Raw genomic sequence first — 19,656 nt, forward strand, 5'->3', positions numbered from 1 at the left:
TCAAGGCCGGAGGGGCGGCGCCGCTACGGCAGCTCGATGCGCAGAAGGGCATCGGCCAGCATCTGCTCCGGCAGATCCATGAGCGTGGCATTGGCCGTCCACAGGATCGAAAGCCGCAGGGGGCGGGTGCCGTAGATCTCGCGCAGCATTGCGCCATAGGCCGCCATCTGGCGCAGGATGCCTTCCGGCGTGGCGGCGGGGCGCTCTGGCACGATGCGGTTGGTCTTGAAGTCGATCGCATGCACCTCCGCCTCGGTCACGATCAGCCGGTCGATCGCACCGAAGAGCCTGCGGCCATGAAAGGCGGGGGGCGCCGCTGTCAGCTCGACCTCCGCCAGCGCGCCCGGGCCGAAGATCGGGGCGAGGTTGGGCGCCGCAATCAGGCGGCGGGCATCGGCGATCAGGCGGGCGGCTTCCTCCGGCTCTGGAGGCTCATCCGTCGCGGCGAGCAGGGCGCGGCCGGCGGCCTCGCGCTCGGCCTCGGGCAGGGCGGGCAGATGCTCGAAGAGCAGGTGGAAATGCCGGCCGCGCTGACGCGAGAAGTCGCCGTCGCCGGCAAGGGTGTCGCCATACAGGATCTTCGCCCCGCCGAGATCGGAGGGCGAAACGAATTCAGCCACGGCGGCGGGCGGTGCGAGTCGGGAAAGCTCCAGCGGTTCGGGCGCGGCGGGGGCAGGGGCCCGGGCCTCTGCCTCTGGGGCCGTGCCAGGCCAGGCACCGTGCTGCAGGCGTTGGCCGGTGCCGGTGGGCGCCTCCAACTCCACCGCCGGCCCATGCGCCATGCCGTCGGCGACCAGCTTGTGCCAGTCGCGATCCTTCCCGGCCTCGCCGGCGGCGGCAACGATCAGCCAGTGCTCTGCCCGCGTCATCGCCACGTAGAGCAGCCGCAGCTCTTCGCGCCGCTCCGCCTCCAGCCGCTCTTCGCGCATGGCGAGCAGCGGCGGCGGCATCTCGTCTTTCAGCGGTGCCCAGAACGGCGGGCCGTCCTCCGCCAGCACGGCGCCGCGGAACTGCTCGGGCCGGTTGGCGCAATCGGGCAGGATCACGATGGGCGCCTCCAGCCCTTTGGCGCCATGCACCGTCATCACACGGATGCGCCGCTCCGCCTGGCCGAGCGGGCGCTTGATGTCGATGTCTTCCGTCTGCATCCACTCGGCGAAGCCGGTGACGGAGGGCGCCTCGCGCCGCTCATAGGCGAGGGCCTGCGAGAGCAGCGCGTCGATACCCTCTTCGGCCTCCACCCCCAGCCGCTCCAGCAGACGCTTGCGACCGCCGTGATGGGTGAGCAGGCGCATAATCAGGTCGTAGGGGCGCAGGAAGTCGGCCCGGTCGCGCAGATCGCGCAGGATGGCGAGCGTTTCCGGATGGCGCGTATCGGCCCTCAGTGCCTGCCAGAGCGACTGGCCGCCGCGCGGCTGAGCGAGGCGGTGCAGATCGGCTTCGCTCCAGCCGAAGAGCGGCGAGCGCAGGGCGGCGGCCAGCGACAGGTCGTCATCGTCGAGGGCGAGGAAGCGGATGATGGCGCCGATATCCTGCACGGCGAGTTCGGCGCCCAGCTTCACGCGATCTTTCCCCGCCACGGCGAGGCCGGCAGATTTGCAGGCCCGGATGATCTCGGAGAACAGCGCCTTCTGCCGCCCGCGCACGAGGATCAGCACGTCGCCCTCATGGATGCGCCGGGGGCGCCAGAGCCCGGGCGACACCTCCTCCGGCAAGCGCTCCTCGGCGATCATGCGCTTGATCTCGGCGGCAATAGTCTCGGCCAGCAGGGTCTGCGCCTTGCGGCTTTCGGTCGGGTCTTCGCTGCTTTCGAACTCGGGGTCTTCGCTCTTCTCCTCCTTGGGGATCGGCGGCCAGACATCCACGCGGCCCGGCATCTCTTCCTTGAAGGCGATGTGCTCGTTGGCGTCGGGCAGGAGTGGGGCATCCTTCACCCGGGCGAAGGTCAGATCCACCGCCTGCAGGACGGCGCGGGAAGAGCGGAAGGAATGCTGCAGCACCGCCGTCTGCAGGCCGGGGGGCGGCAGGCGCTCGGCGAAATGGGCGCGCATCCGGGCAAAGCCCTCCGGGTCCGCCCCTTGGAACGAGTAGATGCTCTGCTTCATATCGCCGACGACGAAGAGCGTTCGCGTCACATCGCGCGCGCCCTCGCCAGAGACGATTTCGCGGGCGAGCAGCTCGATGACCTGCCATTGGCCGGGCGAGGTATCCTGCGCCTCGTCAACGAGGATGTGGTCGATGCCGCCGTCGAGCCGGTAGAGCACCCAGTCGGCAACCTTCGGGTCGGTCAGCAGGGCGGCGGCACGGGCGATAAGATCGTCGAAGTCGAGCAGGCCCCGGCGGGTCTTCTCTTCCGCCAGCCGCGCGGTGAATCGGTGGGCGAAGGCGTGCAGCGCCTCGGCGCGGGCGAGGGCGGCGAGGGCGATGCGGCGGGGGCGCGCGGCCTCGACCGCCTCGGCCAGCGGGTCGAGCCAGTCGGCGATCTCGGGATGCGCCTCGCGGATCGCCTTGGTGGGGATCTTGCCGGCCTTGGCGGTGAAGGGTGCGGCGGCGCCAGAGCCGGTGAGCAGCTGCGATTCCAGCACCTCCAGCTCGGCGGCGCGAAGGGGATGCGCCCAGTCGACAGCGGCGAGGCAGGCGGCCAGCTTGCGGTCGTTGGAGCCGCTGGCGTTGAGGATCGGAACGGCGGCGAGCACATCCGCCTCGGCGCCGGGCCAGGAGAGCGGCGCGCAGACTTCCTCGATCCGCTCGCCCTCGGGCACGCCGAGGATGCGGCGCAGGGCCGCGCTGTCGACCGGGGCAGAGAAATCGGCGGCGCGGCGCGACAGCTCGGCGAGCAGCGCCTTCAGCGCGTCTTCGCCGGAGAGATGCGCGGCCAGCCCGTCGACGAGGGCGACATCGGCGCCGCCGGCCATCTCTTCGAAGATGTCGCGGCGCAGCAGCTCGGCCTCGCGCTCTTCCATCTCGGCAAAGCCGGGGCCGACGCCGGCCTCCAGCGGAAAGCGGCGCAGAAGGGCGGCGCAGAAGGAGTGGATCGTCTGGATGCGCAGGCCGCCCGGCACCTCGATGGCGCGGGCGAAGAGCGTGCGGGCGGCGTTCAGCTCGTCCGGCCCGAACGGCCCGGCCTCGCCAAGGCCCTCCAGCTGGGCGCGCAGTTCGGCATCGGGCAGCATGGCCCATTCGCCGAGGCGGCTGAACAGCCGGTTCTGCATCTCGCCGGCGGCGGCCTTGGTATAGGTGAGGCAAAGGATGTTCGCCGCCTCGGCCCCACCCAGCAGCAACCTTGCCACCCTGTCGGTCAGCACGCGCGTCTTGCCCGAGCCGGCATTGGCGGCCAGCCAGGTGGAGGCGCCGGGCGCGGCCGCGGCGTGCTGGTTGCGCGAGGCGGCGTCGATCATGCCACGTCCTCGCCGGGGGCCACGTCGCTTTCGTCCCATTCGCCGAAACGGGCGAGATGGTCGTAATCGCCGCCAAAGGCCCCGGCGCGCCGGCGCGAGACATAGCCGCGGCCGGGCGTCATCCAGCTGGCGAGCAGGTTTTCCAGCCGGGACCAGACGGCACCGGCCGGCTCCTTCAACAGCGGCGCCGGCACGATCTTCGCGTCGCGCCCGAGGCCGATGTACTCGGCGCCCAGCACCGGCATCGGCCCGATCTCGTCAAAGCCGCCCTGCTCGATGAGCGCCGCCTCGAGCAGGAGCTGCTTCTCGAAGGCGAGCTGGCGCTTTTCGGTGGGCGGCGCGCCTGTCTTGTAATCGTACACCCAGGCGCCGGTGCTGCCCGCGATATCGATTCGGTCGGCCTTGGCGTGGAGCGTCACGCCGGTGCCGCCCACCCGCGCCTTCCCCTGATGCTCGTAATAGGCGGGCACGGCGCGCAGCTGCCGGGTGATCTCGCCGGCGAGAAAGCCCGGCGCCACCCGCGCGATGCGCGCGAGCCAGAGCCGGCGCATCGAGGGCCAGGGGCAATCCTCGGCCAGTACGATCTCGGCGATCCGCATCAGCTCGGCCTCGGCTGTGGGGGCGGCGGCAGGCGGGCCATCCTTGATGAAGCGCTCGAAGACGCGGTGCAGGATCTCGCCGCGCAGCCGGGCGTCGGGTTCCGGCGTCAGCGGATCGAGCGGGCGCAGCTTGAGGACGCGGCGGGCATAGACGGCATAGGGGTCGCTATAGAGCCGCCCGATATCTGTGACCCAGAGGTCGGTGGGGCGCTGGGCGACCGGGGGGCGCGGCGCTGGGCGGGGCGCGGGCAGCGGCGGGCCAGCCGGCCGCTCCAGTCGTTCGGCCAGGGCCAGCGCCTCGCGGCCCCGGGCGCGCATGTCGGCCAGCGCCGGCTTGCCCCGCTCCAGCCCGCCGAGCAGGTTGGTCAGCCGGTTGAGCCAGCGTGAGGGCACCGTCTCTGCCTCGTCGGAGCGCAGGGCGCGGGTGAGCCACACCTCTCGGCCAGCAGCGGCCTGCTGGAAGTCATGGGCGGACAGGCCGATCCGCCGCTCCGGCAGCAGCAGCCCCGCCCGTGCCCGCATGGCGCGGTTAAGCCAGGGGTCCGCCGGCGGCGGCTCTGGCCACGAGCCCTCGTTGAGGCCGGCGAGGATCATCAGATCCGCTCCCTGAACACGCGCCTCCAGCGTGCCCCAGATGCGGATGAGCGGATGGCCGGTGTCGGGGTTGCGCACCTCTTCGCCGCTGAGCACGCCGTAGAGCAGGGCGGCATATTCCGCCGCATCCACCTCGCCCGCCGCATCGGCATGGGTGGCGAGCGCCTCAATCACTACGCGGGCCTTGCGGCCGGGCTCTTCGTCCCACAGCACCCCGGCGCCATCCTGCGAGGGGCCGGCGGCGAGCCGTTCGGCCAGCGAGACATGGCGGGCGACGTGATCGGCCAGCGGCATGGGGCCGGGGGGGCCGAGGGTCAGGCAATCTTCCAGCCATTCGGCCCAGACGCGCAGGCGGTCGTCGCCCTTGAGACCGCGCTCCTCGAACTGGCGGAAGATGCCGGGGCCGGGCGCAGGCGGGCCGTGGCGGCGCAGCATCAGCTCCAGCGCGGCGGTGCGGCGCACGTGATTGCCGCGGTCGCGCCCGTCCGAGAGCGTGAAGGGGTGCTTGAGCAGCGCCAGCAGCTGCGCCGCGCCCGCCGGGCGAACGTAGAGCTCTGCCACCATGCGGAGGAACCGCCCCGGTGCCGTCAGCGGCAGGGGCACACCGGCGGAATCGTCGGGCGTGATGTTCCAGCGGCTCAGCGCGGCGGCGACGCGGCGGGTGAGCATCCGGTCGGGCGTGATGAGCGCGGCGGAAGTGCCCTCTTCGGCGGCCTGGCGGAGGCGGATGGCGATGGCCTCGGCCTCGTGCCGGGGGTCGGGCGCCTCCAGCAGGGTCAGCCCGGCGGTGGCCTCGGCCAAGCCTTCCAGCCGCGGACCCTCGGCGAGCCAGGCATCGGTCACCGGGGCGGGGCGCAGGGCGAGCGAGAGCAGGGCGTTGCGGGCCGGGGCCGGCGGGGCGGTGGTCGTCCAGCGGGGCAGGGCGGTCTCGCGCAGGTCGAGCGCATGGGCGAGCCGGCGGAAGCGGTATTGCGGATGGTCCTCGCCCGAGAGCGGCCCGCCCATCCCGTCCCACACCTCCTGCGGCAGGTCGTGGTCGAAGCCGGGCAGAATGGCGGCGCCGTTCGGCAGCTTGGCCACCGCCTCGATCAGCAGCGCCGCAGCCCCGCGTGAGCCGGTCGAGCCGGCGACGATCACCGGGCCGTCTGGCGGCGCCTCCGCCCACCGGGCGGCCAGTGCCTGCACGGCAGCGCGCATCCGCCCCTCGCGGCCGGGCGGGGCCTCGGCGGCGTCGAGAAATCCGGTGGCGATGCCGAGGAATTCCTGCGCCAGCGCCCAATGGCCGGAGAGGTCCGACACATCCAGCTCCTGCAAAGCTGAAGCGGGCACGCCCTCGCCCTCCATCTCCGCCAGAATGGCAGCGAGGCTGTCGGCGAGGTCGAAGAGCGCCGAGCGCGGCGCCAGCTCTGGCCGCGCTTCGATGAGCGCCGCGGTCAGGCGAGTCAGCTCCAGCTTGCGGCGCAGCGGCGGGGCAGCAGTGACAGCGCCGGCCTCCGGCATCAGCGCCAGATCGGTGAGCGTGCGGATGCGGGGCAGGATGCGCGCGCCGCTTTCGGCGCTGATCTCCTTCATCCGCCGCGCCATGCGGTTGGTGTTGACCCAGATCGTCACCCGCCCGCGCGCCTCGGGTGGCGCCTCGCCCAGCCGCGCATCGAGCCCGGCCAGCACCTCGCGGGCGAAGTCCACGCCCGGCGGCAGCGTGAACAGGCCCGGCCGCTCGAAGATCACCGGATCAGACACGCGCAAGCAGCTCTTCGGCAAGGGGCAGCGAGGCAGGCTGCCCGACATCCACCCAAGGGCCCTGATGGACGAGGCCGTAAAGGCGCCCCGCCTCGATCATCCGTTTCCAGAGCAGGTTGAGCGAGAACGACGTCTCGGGGATCGCGGCCAGCCCCTCGGTGCGGGTGATATGGGCGCCGGGGTACACATAGGTGCGCCCGCGGGAGATGCGCCCATCCGGCGCCAGATCGAAATCGCCCTTGCCGGGGTGGCCGATGGCGGCCTCGCGCGGGATCAGCAGCAGCAGCGCATCCATGCGGGCCGGGTCCCACGCGGCGGCGAGCTCGGCCAGTGCGCTCTGGCGGCCCCAGACGGCATCGGCGTTGAGAACGAACACAGGCTCTGGCCCGAGTAGGGGCAGGGCGGCGCGCAGGCCGCCGCCCGATTCCAGCAGATCGGGCTCGTCGGAGAACAGCAGGCCGCGCCCGGCCAGATGGTTGCGCAGCTGTTCGGCGCGGTAATGCAGGTTCACGACGCGGGTCAGCGGCATCACCTGATCGGTCAGCGCCAGCGCATGGTCGATCAGCGGGCGCCCCGCGACCTCGATCATCGGCTTGGGGCGGTCCGCCGTGAGCGCACCCATGCGGGTGCCGCGACCGGCGGCGAGGATCATCGCAGCTTTGGGCCTCATGCACCGCCCCGCGACAGCAGCTCTTCAGGCGGTGGGGCCGCGGCGCGTACCAGTGGCGCCAGCGGCGAGACGGCGGCATGGGTGAGCGAGGTCTCGATATGGTCGTAGACGCGCGGCAGATAGCCGAGGTAGTGCCGACGCCCGCCCTTCGCGAGCCCGGCGAAGATGCCGAGGATGCGCAGCGAGCGCATCAGCCCCAGCGCCGCCGCCTCGGCCGCGATCTCGCGCTCGGGCACCTCCAATGCGGCGGCGAAGCGGGTGGTGACGGCCTCGGCCAGCCCCGGGGCCGCATCGCGGCGGGCATCGGTGAGCCATGAGGCGAGGTCATAGGCGCGGGGGGCGATCACCGCGTCCTGAAAGTCGATCAGGCCGAGACGGCGCAGCCCCGGCTCGCCGGGCCGCCAGATGATGTTCTCGGCGTGAAAATCACGCAGCGACAGCCGGTCGGGCACGCAGCCCAGCTCCGTCAGACGCTCCCGCAGCCCGGCGCTCAGCGCCTCGGCGGCCTCCAGCGGCGCGTCGCCGTAGTGCTCGTAGAGCGGGGCGAGGCCTTCCGCCCCCTCGGCGGGGCCGAGCAGAGGCAGCTCGGGCGGGGTCGTGCGGGCGAGAAAGGCCAGCAGATCGGCGACGAGGGCCGCCGCCTTCGGCTCTCGCGAGGGTTTGCGGCGCAGGCGCGTGGCAAGCGTGTCTGGCCCCAGATCCTCGATCAGCGCGAAACCGGCTTCTTCGTCTGCCTCAAAGACCTCCGGCGCGGCGAGGCCGAGCAGGCGCAGATGGTCGGCCATCGAGGCGAAGCGCGGGATCAGCTCTGGCGGGGCGATCATGAGCAGGGCGCTTTGCCGCTTCGGCCCGGTCAGGCGCCAGTAGCGGCGGGTGGAGGCATCGCCTTGCAGGGGCAGTATCTCCCAGCCGGCACAGTCGGTCTCTGCCAGCCAGGCCTCCGCGGCCTCGTCAGAGCCGGGGGCAGGCGGGGGCAGCGGCGGGCCGACGGAGAGGTCCGGGTCAGACGGCATCGAGCACCGCCTCCAGCCGCCCGCGCCAGTTCGGCGGGCCCGACAGCTCCAGCCGGTGCGCCGCCACGCCGGCCTGCAGATGCAGGCGGAGCGCGCTCTCCGGCAGGCCGCCCTCCAGCCGCTCGGGCCATTCGATCAGGCAGATTGCCCCGGCCTCGAGCGCCGGCCATAGGCCAAGTTCGTCGGCCTCTTCGGGGGAGGAGAGGCGGTAGAGGTCAGCGTGCCAGATCTCGGCCACGGGTGCTTCGTAGGCCTGCACCAGCGTGTAGCTCGGGCTGGGCACCTCGGCGGCCTCGTCGCCCAAAGCTGCGCGGATCAGGGCGCGGGCGAAGACGCTTTTGCCCGCGCCGATCTCGCCCGACAGCGCCAGGCAATCGCCGGGGCGCAGCAGGGGCGCCAGCTTGCGCGCGAACGCCGCCGTTTCGGCCTCAACGGCCAGATCGAAGCTGCTCCAGGGTTCCATGCGGCGACCTTACGGGCCGGGGCAAAGGGCGAAAAGGCCAAACCGCGTTGGCGCCGCCACCGGCAAGGCACCGCTGCAAAAGCGGGCAGGCACTTAGCCGCGGCGCGAGGGCTCTGCCTCGATCAGCTCCAGCTCGCTCGGGGCGGTGTGCTTGTCGGGCCGGGGCAGCAGGCGGGGCCCCTCGGCGAGGGTTATCGGCAGAAAGCCAACCAGCAACGCCCCGGCGGGCAGCGGCTCGACCCGCAGGCGCAGGGTGCAGCCGTCGCGCCGCTTGGCCTGGCCGACCCAGCCGCGCCGCGCCTCGCGGCTTTCGGCCGTCTCTTTCAGCCTGTCCCAAACGGCGCTGGGCGCGGCCTGACGCCAGCGCTCCATCTCGCTGGAGAAAACCAGCTCGCTCAGCCGCGTCTCTGCCGCGCCCCAGATATCCTCATAGGCCTCGTTCGCCAGCGACAGGCGCCCGCCGGCGGTGAACACGGCCAGACCCTCTTCGCTGCGGTCGAGCACGGCCTGGGCGAGGTCCATCTCCTCGCGGAAATGCCGGGTGAGGGCGATCTCGCCGGTGATATCCTCGAAGAGGAAGGCCAGCGCCCCATCGGGATGGGGCCGGCCGGTGACCCGCAGGGTCTGGCCCGAGGGCAGCACCCAAGTCTCGCCGAAGACGCCTTCGCGCGCCTCGCTCTCAACCCGCGTCAGCCGCTCGCGCCACGAACGGTAGTTCTTCGGCTCCGGCAGCATACGCTTGTCGCGCAGCCGGTCGAGCAGGCTGGCGAGCGTTGGCTTGCCGGAGAGGTAGCTCACGGAGAGGCCGGTCAGATCGGTGAAGGCTGGGTTGAAGATCATCAGCCGCCTCTGGCGATCAACGATGGCCAGGCCGATCGCGAGCTGGGCGAAGGTCTTCGACAGAGTCTGCACGAATTCCGCCCGCGCCTGGGTGGCGATGGCCGTTTCGGTGACATCGGTGGCATAGCCCAGCAGCTCGCCGCCCCGGCGCACCAGCGTGACGTCGAAGGTCTGCGCCCGCGAGGCGCCGCTGAGGGCAAGCTCGCTGCGGCTCGTCGCGAGCTCGTTCTCCGCTGTGGGCAGAGAGAGATGGCCGAAGAGGTTCGGCGGCGGCCAGTCGCGCCCGCCTTCCTGCGCCGCGGGCTGGGCCATGTCGCAGAGCGCGAGATAGGCGCTGTTGGCCCATGATACGCGGCCAGCGCGGTCGACCTTCCAGATCGGCAGGGGGGCGGCGTCGCCGAGGGTGCGCAGGATCTCCAGCTCTTCCATCGCGGCATTCATCCCGGGCGCGCTGTCGGGCCTGTCCTGCCGCTCACGGATGATCGACACGCGCAGCCGGTTGCCCCAGCGCGCCAGCTCTGCCCGTGCATCGCCGAGCGCGCTGTCGAGCCGCCGCCGCTCGCCCGGGGCCACCTGCTCGATGACCTCCCCGATGCCGGTGAAGCGGGATTCCAGCGCTGCCACCACGCGGCGAAGGTCGCTGCCATCCTCGCCGCTGCCCCAGGCGGGCGGCATCATCTCGGCGGCGCCGGAGGAGGCGTCGATCAGGTTCTCGCGCTCGAAAAGGAAGGTCGCCGTCTCTTGCTCGCCGCTCCGCCGCCGGAGGGAGCGCGGCCAGCGCTGGGCGCCGGGGAGAAGCAGGAAGAGAAATCCAACCAGACCTGCTGCTGCGAGAAGCGAAAGGAGAGGCGTCGTCAGAGGAAACATGGGCAACCGAAAACAGACCAAGCGTGCGGTAAGCATCCGTATAAACCGTTTAACAGATGGTTAACCAAACGTCATCTGGAGGGGCCGTTCCGGTTTCCCGATCCAATTCCGCGCGTTAGCTCAGAGGCCCGCCGCGCGGGTGGCACGGCGCAGGCAGAATCGGCCCTGCGGAGGCCCGGTTCGTTAATGCTTCAGCGGGAGATTCGGCCCCAGCGGCCCCGCTGCCGGCGCCTCCAGCACCGCCCGCGGCCAGGTGGCATTCACCACCGCGCCCGAGCGCCCGTTGGTGGCGTTCGAGAAGGTCAGTCGTGCGCCGCTGCGCTCGAGCAGCGTCTTGGCGATGAACAGGCCCAGCCCCATGCCCTCGTATCCCGGGCGGCGCTGCGTTTCTTCCGCCGTGCGCCGGCGCCGCTGCATGGGCTCGCCGATGCGCGCCAGCACCGAGGGCGGAAAGCCGCGCCCGTCGTCGGCGATGCGCAGGGCGATGTGGCCCTGTGTCCAGCTCGCCTCGACCCGCACATCGGTGGCGGCGAAGTCGACCGCGTTCTGGATGAGATTGCGCAGCCCGTGGATCACCTCGGGCCGCCGCCAGATGCGCGGCTGCGTCTTGTTCAGGCCGGCGCAGGAGAAGGTAATGAGCTTGCCGCGCGCCAGATGCGGCTCTGCCGCCTCGCGCAGCACCTCCATCACCGGGGCGGCGCGCATATGCATGTCTTCGTTGCCGGCCCGGCCCATGGTGCGCAGGATGTCGCGGCAGCGATCGGCGCTGGAGGCGATGAGGCGTGCGTCCTCTGCCAGCTCGGGTGTGCCCTCCAGATCATTGGCCAGCTCGGCGGCTGTCAGCTTGATCGTGGCCAGCGGCGTGCCCAGCTCATGCGCCGTCGCGGCGATGACCCCGCCAAGGTCGGTGAGCTTCTGCTCGCGCGCCAGGGCCAGCTGCGTGGCCGAGAGCGCCTCTGTCAGCTCGGCCATCTCGTCGGTTACGCGGTGGGCGTAGAGCGTGAGAAAGACGGTGCCGATCCCCAGCGCGATCCAGAAGCCGTAGAGCCACATCTTGGGCAGCATAAGCACCTCGCCCGAGGCTTCCTGCAGCGGCTGGTACCAGAACAACAGCGCTGTGATCACAGCCAGCGTCAGCCCGCCGAGTGGCAGGGTGATGTGCAGGCGCATGACGGTGGCCGAAATGGTCACCGGCGGCAGCAGCAGCAGGGCGAAGGGGTTGTTCAGCCCGCCCGTCAGATAGAGCAGCGCGGCGAGCTGCAGCATGTCGAAGGTGATCATCCCCGCCGCTTCGCGCTCTGTCAGCATACGGGCGCCGTCGAAGATCAGGTTGCACAGCAGGTTGAGCGTGATCGACGAGCCGATGACGAGCGCGGCCAGATAGAGATTGAAGCGCAGATCGAGCAGAAACCACGCGGCCATGCCGCCCGCGATCTGCCCGGCGATGGCCAGCCAGCGGATCAGCACCAGCGTCGTCAGGCGGACGGGGCGGTCGCGGTCCATCACGAAGAGGTCGATGGGCCTGCGGTCGGCGCTGGGGGAGGCCGTGGTTTGCATAGGGCTCGCCTTTCCTCGGGGCGCCCGCATTGTTATGTGCCCAAGGCCACGCGATCAATGCAGGCTCTGCCCGGAAAGGCCGCTCATGCAGCGCAATCATGTGATCACACTCGCCGGCGCCACTGTGGTGGTGCTCGGTCTCGCCGGCTCCTACATCGCCACGACGGGGCTTTTCGCGCCCGAAGATGCCTATGCCGAGTGCCGCTCGGGCGCTGTCGCGGGCGGCGATCTTGGCGGCCCCTTCACACTGGTCAGCGAGACGGGTGAGGAGGTGACGGATGCCGAGCTCTGGGATGGCCTGAGCCTTGCCTATTTCGGCTACAGCTACTGCCCCGATGTCTGCCCCATCGACCTGCAGCGCAACGCCCTCGCCGTTGCCCAGGCCGAGGAAGAGACGGGGGCCGAGGTCACGCCGGTCTTCATCACCATCGACCCCGAGCGCGACACGCCGGACGTGCTCGCGCGATACACCGACAATTTTCATGATCGGATGATCGGGCTGACCGGCAGCGACGCGCAGGTGAAGACGGCGGCCGACGCCTGGCGCGTCTTCTACTCGCGCGGCGAAGGAGAAGGTGAGTTCTACGCCATGAACCATTCTGCCTTTTCCTACATCGTTCTGCCCGGCGGCGGCTTTGGCGATATCGTGCGCCGCGAGGAGACTCCGGAGTCGCTCGCCGGACGTCTGGAATGCTTCGCCGACGCGGTTCCCGGGTAATTCTGCGTCAAATTGACCCTCCGTCGCCGGGGGGATAAGGGGGGCACGGAAGGACCTCAGCCCATGGTACAAACTGACTTTTCTCTCGGTTCCGATCCCAGCCTGTTGATCGTCGATGACGACGAGCCGTTCCTGAAGCGGCTCGGACGCGCGATGGAAAAGCGTGGGTTCACGGTAGAGGTCGCCGAGAACGTGGCCGATGGCAAAGCCGCCGCCGCCGAGCGCCCGCCGGCCTATGCGGTGGTCGATCTGCGGCTTGAGGATGGCAACGGGCTGGAGGTGGTGGAAACGCTGCGCGAGACCCGCCCCGACAGCCGCATCGTGGTGCTCACCGGCTATGGCGCCATCGCCACCGCCGTGGCCGCGGTGAAGATCGGCGCCACCGATTACCTCTCCAAGCCCGCCGATGCCGATGATGTCACCCGTGCACTGCTGTCGGCGACCGACGCGCTGCCTGAACCGCCGGAAAACCCGATGAGCGCCGACAGGGTGCGCTGGGAGCATATCCAGCGCGTCTACGAGCTGTGTGATCGCAATGTCAGCGAAACGGCGCGCCGGCTCGGCATGCACCGCCGCACCCTGCAGCGCATCCTCGCCAAGCGCAGCCCGCGCTAGGGTGCGTCGCTGCCCGGCGAGAGCGGGGCGAAGTGGCGGCGCAGCCAGGTGACGAAGGTCATTGCATTGGGCCGCTGCGGCCCCGGCGGTAGGCAGGCCCAGTAATCGGTCTGCGGCAGGCCCGGGAAGGGCACCTCCTGCATCCGGCCAGCAACCAGATCCTCCATCAGCACGACTTCCGTCGCGAAGATCAGCCCGTAGCCGGCCCGCGCGGCCGAGACGGCAAGCATGGGATTGTCGATCTGCCGCGTGTCGAGCGCCGCCCGGTCATAGCCCGCCTCGCTCAGCCAGGCGACCTCGTGCGGGTCGCGATCCGTCAGCAGCCAGGGCAGCCGGGTGATGTCGCTGTCTCGCGCCAGAAGCTCCGGCGTGGCCGCGACGATGAAGCGGCTGCGCGCCAGATGGTAGCTCGTCCGGCCCGGCCAGTCGCCGCTGCCGGTTCGGATGGTCAGGTCGATCCCGTCGCGTGCCATGTCGACAAGCGCAGCCCCGGGCTCAAGTGAGACGGGAATGGTGGGATGCTCCTGCCAGAAGGCCCCGAGCAGCGGCATCAGAACGCTCTGCGAGAAGGCTGGCGCCGCCGAGATGCGCAGGCCCCGGCGCGCCTCGCTCTGCTTCAAGCTCTGCACCCCGCGGGCGATGGCAGAGAAGCCCTCGCCCAGGTCGCGCGCGAGCGCAGCCCCCGCCTCTGTCACCGCCAGCCCGCGCCCGGCCCGGTTTACGAGCGGAACGCCCAGCTCGGCTTCCAGCGCGCGCACCTGCTGGGCAACGGCGGGTTGGGTGACGTTGAGCGCGTCGGCCGCAGCGGTGAAGCTGCCCAGCCGCACCGTCGCCTCGAAGGCGCGAAGCGAGGAGAGGGAGGGGAAATGGTGCCAGTCGGGCGGAGGCATACCAAAGCCAGGCTTATGAATGCGAAGAATAGCTGATTCGCTCTGTTGGACCTTATGCGGCTAATCCGGCGTCATCACCAGCCGGGAGACCATAGATGCAATATCATCCGCTTCAGCTAGAGATGCTCCTGCGCCAACGCAGCGATGAGGCCGCGCGCCGCGCGCCCCGCCGGGCCATGGAGGCCGAGGCTCTGCGACTTTCGAAGGAGGCCGAAGATCAGAGGTCGAAGCGCTTGCGCACCCTGTCGACGATGCTGCCGTCGCGCAGGGGCACGGCAGGCAGCACGTCGTAATCCTCAAAGCCGAGGGCGCTGTAGTAGGCGAGCCCGCCGCTGTTATCGGCGCGGATCGTGGCATCGATCGTTTGAACATCTGCGGCGCGGGCGGCGGCGAGTGTCGCCTCGAACAGCTTGCGGCCGATGCCTTTGCCCGCCTGCCCCTCGGCCACGAAGCTGGCGATGATCGCCCAGCCTTCGGGGAAGGGGTCGCCCTCGCTATCCGGCCAGACCAGCGATTGAAACCCGCGGATCGTGCCGTCTTCCTCTGCCACGCTGCACGAGATGCCCAGCGACGGTTCGAGATAGTGGCGCAGCATGCGCGCCTCGTCGAACGGCGCCTGATGGGCGGTGGTGCCGCCGCGGGCGATGATCGGGTTGATCACCGCCGCCATTCCGGCGGCATCTGCGGGGCGGGCGGGGCGGATTTTTACTGTCATGCGGCCTGAAGAATTGCTCAGACCTCGGACCTTAACCAGCGCAGAAACCGGCGCAAGTCGTCTCTCATCGGGCCGGGCCGCCAGCACAGCCAGTAGCCCAGCTTCGTCTCTTCCGTCGAATGCAGGGCGACCAGCCGGCCCGCTTCCAGATCGTCCTTCGCAATGGCGGTGATGGCGGCGCCGATGCCGATGCCGGCTTCAATAGCGCTGGCCGCCATATCCTCTGTCGGCATGACCGTGCTGCGAATGTCGGTCAGGTCGAGCCCCTGCCTCGTGAGATAGGCGAATTGCTCGGGCCAATCCTCCTCGATGATCCAGTGCTGCTGCGCCAGCTCCTCGACACTCAGGGGGCCGGTGAGGCCGAGCCGCGGTGAGGCAACGATGGTGAAATGGGCAGGGAACAGGCGCTCCGTCTCCATCCCCGGCCAGTTGCCGTCGCCGAAGCGCACGGCCAGATCGAAGCGGTCACGCGTGAGATCGACGAGCTCGCGGCTGGGCGACATCGAGATGGGGATATCGGGATGCTCCGTCCAGAAGCGCCCGAGCCGGGGCACCAGCCAATGCGTGGCGAAGCGCGGGGTCATCGACACGCGCAGTGGGCCGCCGTCATGCCGCGCCTTGATCTCGCTGATGGCGGCCCCGATGCCCTCGAACCCATCGGTCAGCGCGGCAGCCAGCGCAGCACCTTCTTCCGTCAGCGCGATACCGCGCCCCTCGCGCCGGCAGAGAGGCAGGCCAAGCACCTCCTCCAGCCGCCGCACCTGCTGGGCCACGGCGGCGTGGGTGACGTTCAGCTCTGCCGCAGCCTTGCTGAAGCCACGGGTCCGCGCTGCGGCTTCGAAGGCGCGCAAGGCAGACAGGGAGGGAAGGTCGCGCCAATTCATATGTAACCTCAGCTTACATTACCCCAATCCTATTGACTCGCTAGCGCCATGCAAGAGCGGCTATCCATGTCTCACACCGCAAACAAGGAGACAGAGATGCTTACAATCCTCGGAGACGCCCTGCTCGCCGCCACCGGCCACCGCCCCACCGATGAAGTCGCCCGCCGCATCCGCCGCGAGCAAGAGCGCCGCCGCCGCGACGAGCGCTTCTGGGAGCGCCGCTGGTAACCGGCCCGCGTGATCTCGGGCAGTCCAACGCCCAGCCGATGTTGCCGGGCGGCGCCCGCCGGAAAGGGCGCTCAAGGTGAAGAAGAGTGAGAGGCGGCCACCTTCACCGGGGGCCGCCTCTTCGCATTTGATCGCGCCCCGCGAGTGGAACGCAGTGCCGCGGCTCCCGTTGGCTCTCGCAACCCACAGACGAGGAGAGGCCCATGACCTGCCAAATCATCGCCCGTGCCACCCCACTGCCGGGGCAGGAGAGCCGCCTGCATGCCCTGGCCGAGGAACTCGCAGACCGCGTGCGCGCCGAGCCGGGCTGCATCCGCTTCGAAGTCTTCGCCGAAGATGGCGGTGCGCTTACGATGGTGGAAGAATACCGTGACGAAGCCGCCATGGCCGCACATGCAGACGCGGCGCACACGAGGGACTTCAACGACGCATTGCAAGGCGTCGCCGGCGGCGCGCCCACAACCACACTCGCCACGCCGCTCGCAGCCAAACACTACGCCGCCCCCGCCGTGCGCGGGGTCGATCATGCCGGCCTGACGGTACCCGATATCGATGTCGCCACCCGCTTCTTCGCCGAGGCGTTCGGGGCAGTCACGCTCTATGATGTGCTGCCCAAGGACGGCCCGGATATGGCGGGCAATGGGCCAGAGGCCCAGCTCGGCCTCGCGCCCGGCACACGCATCACCCATATGCGCATGCTGCGTCTCGGCAACGGGCCGGGGCTGGAGCTCTTCCAGATGGCAGATGGCGAGCAGGCCGCGCCGCCGCGTCTGCAGGATATGGGCCTTACGCATATCGGCCTTTACGTGGATGACATCGAGGCGGCCACCACCGCCATCGAGGCTGCGGGCGGCACCTTGCTGGAAGGCCCGCACCCCTTGGCCAATAACGAGGATCAGGAGGGCAACGCCGGCATCTACGGCCACACGCCCTGGGGCCAGCTTATCGAGCTGCTCACCTATCCCGGCGGCATCGACTACCCGGCAGAGGCGCCCGCGCTGCGGTGGGCGCCCCGGCCCTGAGGTCTCGCGCCGCTACAGCGCGGCAAGCAAAGCGGCGTGGCGCGCGATGTAATCGGCGCGCGCCTCCAGCGGCGGGCGCAGGATGATGCCAAGGCCGTCGCCGGCGGCCTTCGGGAGGCGGCCGAAGAACCGGGTCGCCTCCTCTTCTGTAAAGCCGGCGATAGAGACCGCCTCCAGCCAGGCGCTCACCTTGTCGGCCCGCTTGATCTTGCGCTTCACTTCCTTCGGCAGCATCGCCGGCAGGCCGAAGCGCAGATGCACCGCCGCTGTCAGCCGCTCATCCAGCGCGCCGTAATCGGGGCCAATGGCGGATTTCACCGGCGAGATCATGTCGCCGATCACGTATTCCGGCGCATCGTGCAGCAGGGCCGCCAGCCGCCAGCGCACAGGCTCGGCGGGGTAGAGGCGGCCGAAGATCTCTTCCACCAGCAGCGAATGCTCAGCGACGGAATAGGGCCAGTCGCCGCGGGTCTGCCCGTTCCAGCGGGCGACGAAGGACAGGCCGTGGGCGATGTCCTCAATTTCGATGTCGAGCGGCGCTGGATCGAGCAGGTCGAGCCGGCGGCCAGAAAGCATACGTTGCCAGGCGCGCGGGGTTTTCATGCTGCGCCTCCCTCCCCAGGCGGCGAATTCCATATGGAATTCGCGCGCGGAAACCATATGGTTTCCGCCGCCCTCACAGGACCGCCTTGTCCTCTTCGAGCGCCTTCAGCATGTCGTCCATCAGGCCGGGATCGGCGGAGTGGACGCGGTTCCACGCCGGGATGAAGGGCGATTCGAAAGGGTTCTCGAGGAAGATCTGGCCGGCCCGCATCAGGTTCTCGGCGAAAAGCTCGATCGCCCGCTCCTCCTTGTGCCGGTCGAGCTGCAGGCCGTTCATCGTGGCGTCGGCGTCGTAATGCTCCAGGAGGTCCAGCGCCGTGCGGTAGTAGGTGGCCTTGAGCGAGCGGAAGATGTTGGGCGTGAAGACCGTCCCGTCGGCGGCGAGCTTGCGGAACAGCGCCTTGCAGATGTCGGTGCTCATGCGGGAGAGGCCGGTGTTGGCGTCGGCCTCGCTGAGCTCCTGGTGCTTGTGGTCGTAATTGTCGGCGATCTCGACCTGGCAGACCGACTTGGGCGCGAGGTTGCGCCACGCCTCCGACAATATCCCGATCTCCAGCCCCCAGTCCGACGGGATGCGCAGGTCGGGCAGCATGACCGAGCGCATCGCCATCTCGCCCGACAGCGGGTAGCGGAAGCCGCGGAGGAAATCGATGTAGTCCCGGTCGCCGATCACCTTCTTCAGCGCGATGAGCATGGGCGAGACGAGCAGCCGCGTGACGCGGCCGTTCATCTTGCCGCCGCCGATGCGGGGGTAGAAGCCCTTCGACATCTGGTAGGGCAGGTTCGGGTTTAGCACCGGGTAGACGAGGCGGGTCAGCATATCCCGGTGGTAGGTCGTGATGTCGCAATCATGGATCGCCACCACCGCCGAGTCGCGGAAGGCCATGTTGTAGCCGAGGCAGGTCCACACGTTTTTCCCCTTGCCGGGCTCGGAGGGGTAGAGGCCCAGCTCCTTCAGCCGGTCGCCGATGGCGAGCTGTGCGGGGCTGTCGTTCCAGATCACCACGTGGTTGTGGCGCAGGCGACTGAAGAAGGCCGCGGCCTCGCGGTATTGCGCCGTATCCGCCCGGTCGAGCCCGATGATGACGCGGTGCAGCCAGGGCAGCTCGTTGAGCTCATCCACGATCCGGCCGATGGCCTCGCCCTCCAGCTCGGAGAACAGGCAGGGCAGGATCAGCGTGACGGGCCGGTCGCGGGCCATCGAGCTGATCTCGTGGCTCATCTCCTCCACCCGGCGGGTGGCGAGGTTGTGCAGCGTGGCGACATTGCCGTTCTGGTGGAAGTCGGCCAAGGGGGCTCCTACTCGCTGAGCTGAAAGGTATCGAGGATGCGGCTCACCTCATCGGCCCAGCCATCGGGCCCGGTGAGCGTTGACCGGGTGATGCGCCCTTCGCCCTCGCCCGCCAGCAGGGGCAGAGGCGGGTGCGCGGGGTTGGCGATGATGATGCCGATATCGGCAGCTTCCAGCATCTCGACATCGTTGGGCGCGTCGCCGAGGGCGACGGTCGTCTCCGCGCCGAGCGAGGGCGCCAGCTCTGCCATGGCCTGCGCCTTGGTGCGCCCGAAAGAGAGGGTGAGGAACCGCCCGCCCGCGCGGGCATGCACCCCGTCTTCCGCCAGCTCTTGCAGAAAGGCGGCGCGGTCTTCCTCGCTGCCCGTCCAGAGGCCGGGTTCGGAGAACTGGCGAGCCTTGGCGCGGGAGGCCTCGGCCTCGCCAAGGCCTGTGGCAGCGGCGACCTCCGCCTCGCTCATCTGGTGGAAACCCTTGAAATCGCGATGCGCGACAGGCCGCCCGCTGAGGATCTGCATCAGGGCCGCGTAATCCTCGCCCGGCACGTCCTCCTCGCCCGCAGGCAGAACGCCGGCGCCGTTTTCCACGATGGCGGGGCAGTGCGCGAAGCCCATCTCTTCTCGCAGCGGCGCGATCTCGGCCGCCGTTTTCGACGAGGCCAGCACCAGCGGGATGCCGAGGCGTTGCAGCCGGGCCAGGCAGCCGGCGGCCGGCGCCCAGGCGTAGCTCTCGTGATCGAGCAGCGTGCCGTCGAGATCGGTGAAGATGGCGAGCCTGGGCATTGGCAAGAGCCTAGCCGCGGCTCTGCACCGCGGCAATCTCCCTTCGATCATTACGCTGGTGCAGAAATCTCTGCCGCGCGGGCGGCAATCCGCCCCGTTGAACACGGGTTTCTAACCCTTCGGCATGTTGGTATGAGCCGATCCGTATTTCCTTTCAGGAGCGCACA

The 19,656-nt window shown here is 69.8% G+C and carries 17 protein-coding genes; 4 read left to right on the top strand and 13 right to left on the bottom strand.

What is annotated here, in order from left to right; all coding sequences use genetic code 11:
- Window positions 1–23 precede the first annotated feature (23 nt).
- The 7 genes from addA to regB all read right to left on the bottom strand — a co-directional run bounded on the left by addA (window position 24) and on the right by regB (window position 11,741).
- Window positions 24–3,398, bottom strand: coding sequence for a double-strand break repair helicase AddA (gene addA / locus ACXN5S_RS01705; RefSeq protein ID WP_458603653.1), 3,375 nt, complete (start codon window positions 3,396–3,398; stop codon window positions 24–26).
- Window positions 3,395–6,331 (bottom strand): double-strand break repair protein AddB, encoded by a 2,937-nt coding sequence (gene addB, locus ACXN5S_RS01710; protein WP_458603654.1) that lies wholly within the window; start codon window positions 6,329–6,331, stop codon window positions 3,395–3,397. Before addB ends, addA begins: the two co-directional genes overlap by 4 nt.
- Window positions 6,324–7,001: a nucleotidyltransferase family protein gene (locus tag ACXN5S_RS01715; protein WP_458603655.1), complete on the bottom strand. Its 678-nt coding sequence runs from the start codon at window positions 6,999–7,001 to the stop codon at window positions 6,324–6,326. Before ACXN5S_RS01715 ends, addB begins: the two co-directional genes overlap by 8 nt.
- On the bottom strand, window positions 6,998–8,014 hold the full coding sequence (locus ACXN5S_RS01720; RefSeq protein WP_458603656.1) for an aminoglycoside phosphotransferase family protein: 1,017 nt from the start codon (window positions 8,012–8,014) through the stop codon (window positions 6,998–7,000). Before ACXN5S_RS01720 ends, ACXN5S_RS01715 begins: the two co-directional genes overlap by 4 nt.
- Window positions 8,004–8,477 (bottom strand): tRNA (adenosine(37)-N6)-threonylcarbamoyltransferase complex ATPase subunit type 1 TsaE, encoded by a 474-nt coding sequence (tsaE, locus tag ACXN5S_RS01725; RefSeq protein WP_458603657.1) that lies wholly within the window; start codon window positions 8,475–8,477, stop codon window positions 8,004–8,006. The genes ACXN5S_RS01720 and tsaE overlap by 11 nt, the downstream gene beginning before the upstream one ends.
- A gap of 93 nt (window positions 8,478–8,570) precedes the next feature.
- Window positions 8,571–10,184 carry a PAS-domain containing protein gene (locus tag ACXN5S_RS01730; RefSeq protein ID WP_458603658.1) on the bottom strand — a complete coding sequence of 538 codons (1,614 nt, stop codon included), beginning with the start codon at window positions 10,182–10,184 and terminating at the stop codon, window positions 8,571–8,573.
- A gap of 183 nt (window positions 10,185–10,367) precedes the next feature.
- On the bottom strand, window positions 10,368–11,741 hold the full coding sequence (gene regB, locus ACXN5S_RS01735) for a sensor histidine kinase RegB (protein ID WP_458603659.1): 1,374 nt from the start codon (window positions 11,739–11,741) through the stop codon (window positions 10,368–10,370).
- An 85-nt stretch (window positions 11,742–11,826) separates the two neighbouring features.
- Between regB and ACXN5S_RS01740 the strand changes: the two genes are divergently transcribed.
- Entirely contained in the window at window positions 11,827–12,459 is a 633-nt protein-coding gene (locus ACXN5S_RS01740) for an SCO family protein (protein ID WP_458603660.1), read from the top strand.
- A 63-nt stretch (window positions 12,460–12,522) separates the two neighbouring features.
- Window positions 12,523–13,074, top strand: a complete 552-nt coding sequence (locus ACXN5S_RS01745; protein ID WP_458603661.1) for an ActR/PrrA/RegA family redox response regulator transcription factor — start codon at window positions 12,523–12,525, stop codon at window positions 13,072–13,074.
- Here the strand turns inward: ACXN5S_RS01745 and ACXN5S_RS01750 are convergent.
- The 3 genes from ACXN5S_RS01750 to ACXN5S_RS01760 all read right to left on the bottom strand — a co-directional run bounded on the left by ACXN5S_RS01750 (window position 13,071) and on the right by ACXN5S_RS01760 (window position 15,563).
- On the bottom strand, window positions 13,071–13,964 hold the full coding sequence (locus tag ACXN5S_RS01750; protein WP_458603662.1) for a LysR substrate-binding domain-containing protein: 894 nt from the start codon (window positions 13,962–13,964) through the stop codon (window positions 13,071–13,073). The two genes, ACXN5S_RS01745 and ACXN5S_RS01750, sit on opposite strands and share 4 nt — an antisense overlap.
- A gap of 217 nt (window positions 13,965–14,181) precedes the next feature.
- A complete protein-coding gene (locus ACXN5S_RS01755; RefSeq protein WP_458603663.1) occupies window positions 14,182–14,679 on the bottom strand; it encodes an N-acetyltransferase family protein in 498 nt (165 codons plus the stop codon).
- 17 nt (window positions 14,680–14,696) lie between these two features.
- Complete coding sequence (locus ACXN5S_RS01760; RefSeq protein WP_458603664.1) at window positions 14,697–15,563, bottom strand: LysR substrate-binding domain-containing protein; 867 nt, start codon at window positions 15,561–15,563, stop codon at window positions 14,697–14,699.
- Between the two features lie 96 nt (window positions 15,564–15,659).
- Here ACXN5S_RS01760 and ACXN5S_RS01765 point away from each other — a divergent pair, with 96 nt between their 5' ends.
- Together ACXN5S_RS01765 and ACXN5S_RS01770 are read left to right on the top strand one after the other, a co-directional pair.
- On the top strand, window positions 15,660–15,791 hold the full coding sequence (locus tag ACXN5S_RS01765) for a hypothetical protein (RefSeq protein ID WP_458603665.1): 132 nt from the start codon (window positions 15,660–15,662) through the stop codon (window positions 15,789–15,791).
- A 203-nt stretch (window positions 15,792–15,994) separates the two neighbouring features.
- Window positions 15,995–16,813 (top strand): antibiotic biosynthesis monooxygenase, encoded by an 819-nt coding sequence (locus tag ACXN5S_RS01770; protein WP_458603666.1) that lies wholly within the window; start codon window positions 15,995–15,997, stop codon window positions 16,811–16,813.
- A gap of 12 nt (window positions 16,814–16,825) precedes the next feature.
- Here the strand turns inward: ACXN5S_RS01770 and ACXN5S_RS01775 are convergent, their stop codons facing one another.
- From ACXN5S_RS01775 to ACXN5S_RS01785, 3 genes are all read right to left on the bottom strand, one after another.
- Window positions 16,826–17,416, bottom strand: a complete 591-nt coding sequence (locus ACXN5S_RS01775; protein WP_458603667.1) for an HD domain-containing protein — start codon at window positions 17,414–17,416, stop codon at window positions 16,826–16,828.
- 73 nt (window positions 17,417–17,489) lie between these two features.
- Window positions 17,490–18,707 (bottom strand): glycosyltransferase family protein, encoded by a 1,218-nt coding sequence (locus tag ACXN5S_RS01780; RefSeq protein ID WP_458603668.1) that lies wholly within the window; start codon window positions 18,705–18,707, stop codon window positions 17,490–17,492.
- 8 nt (window positions 18,708–18,715) lie between these two features.
- On the bottom strand, window positions 18,716–19,489 hold the full coding sequence (locus tag ACXN5S_RS01785) for an HAD-IIB family hydrolase (protein WP_458603669.1): 774 nt from the start codon (window positions 19,487–19,489) through the stop codon (window positions 18,716–18,718).
- Window positions 19,490–19,656: the final 167 nt, after the last annotated feature.

It is taken from the genome of Pseudoroseicyclus sp. H15 (assembly GCF_054353345.1).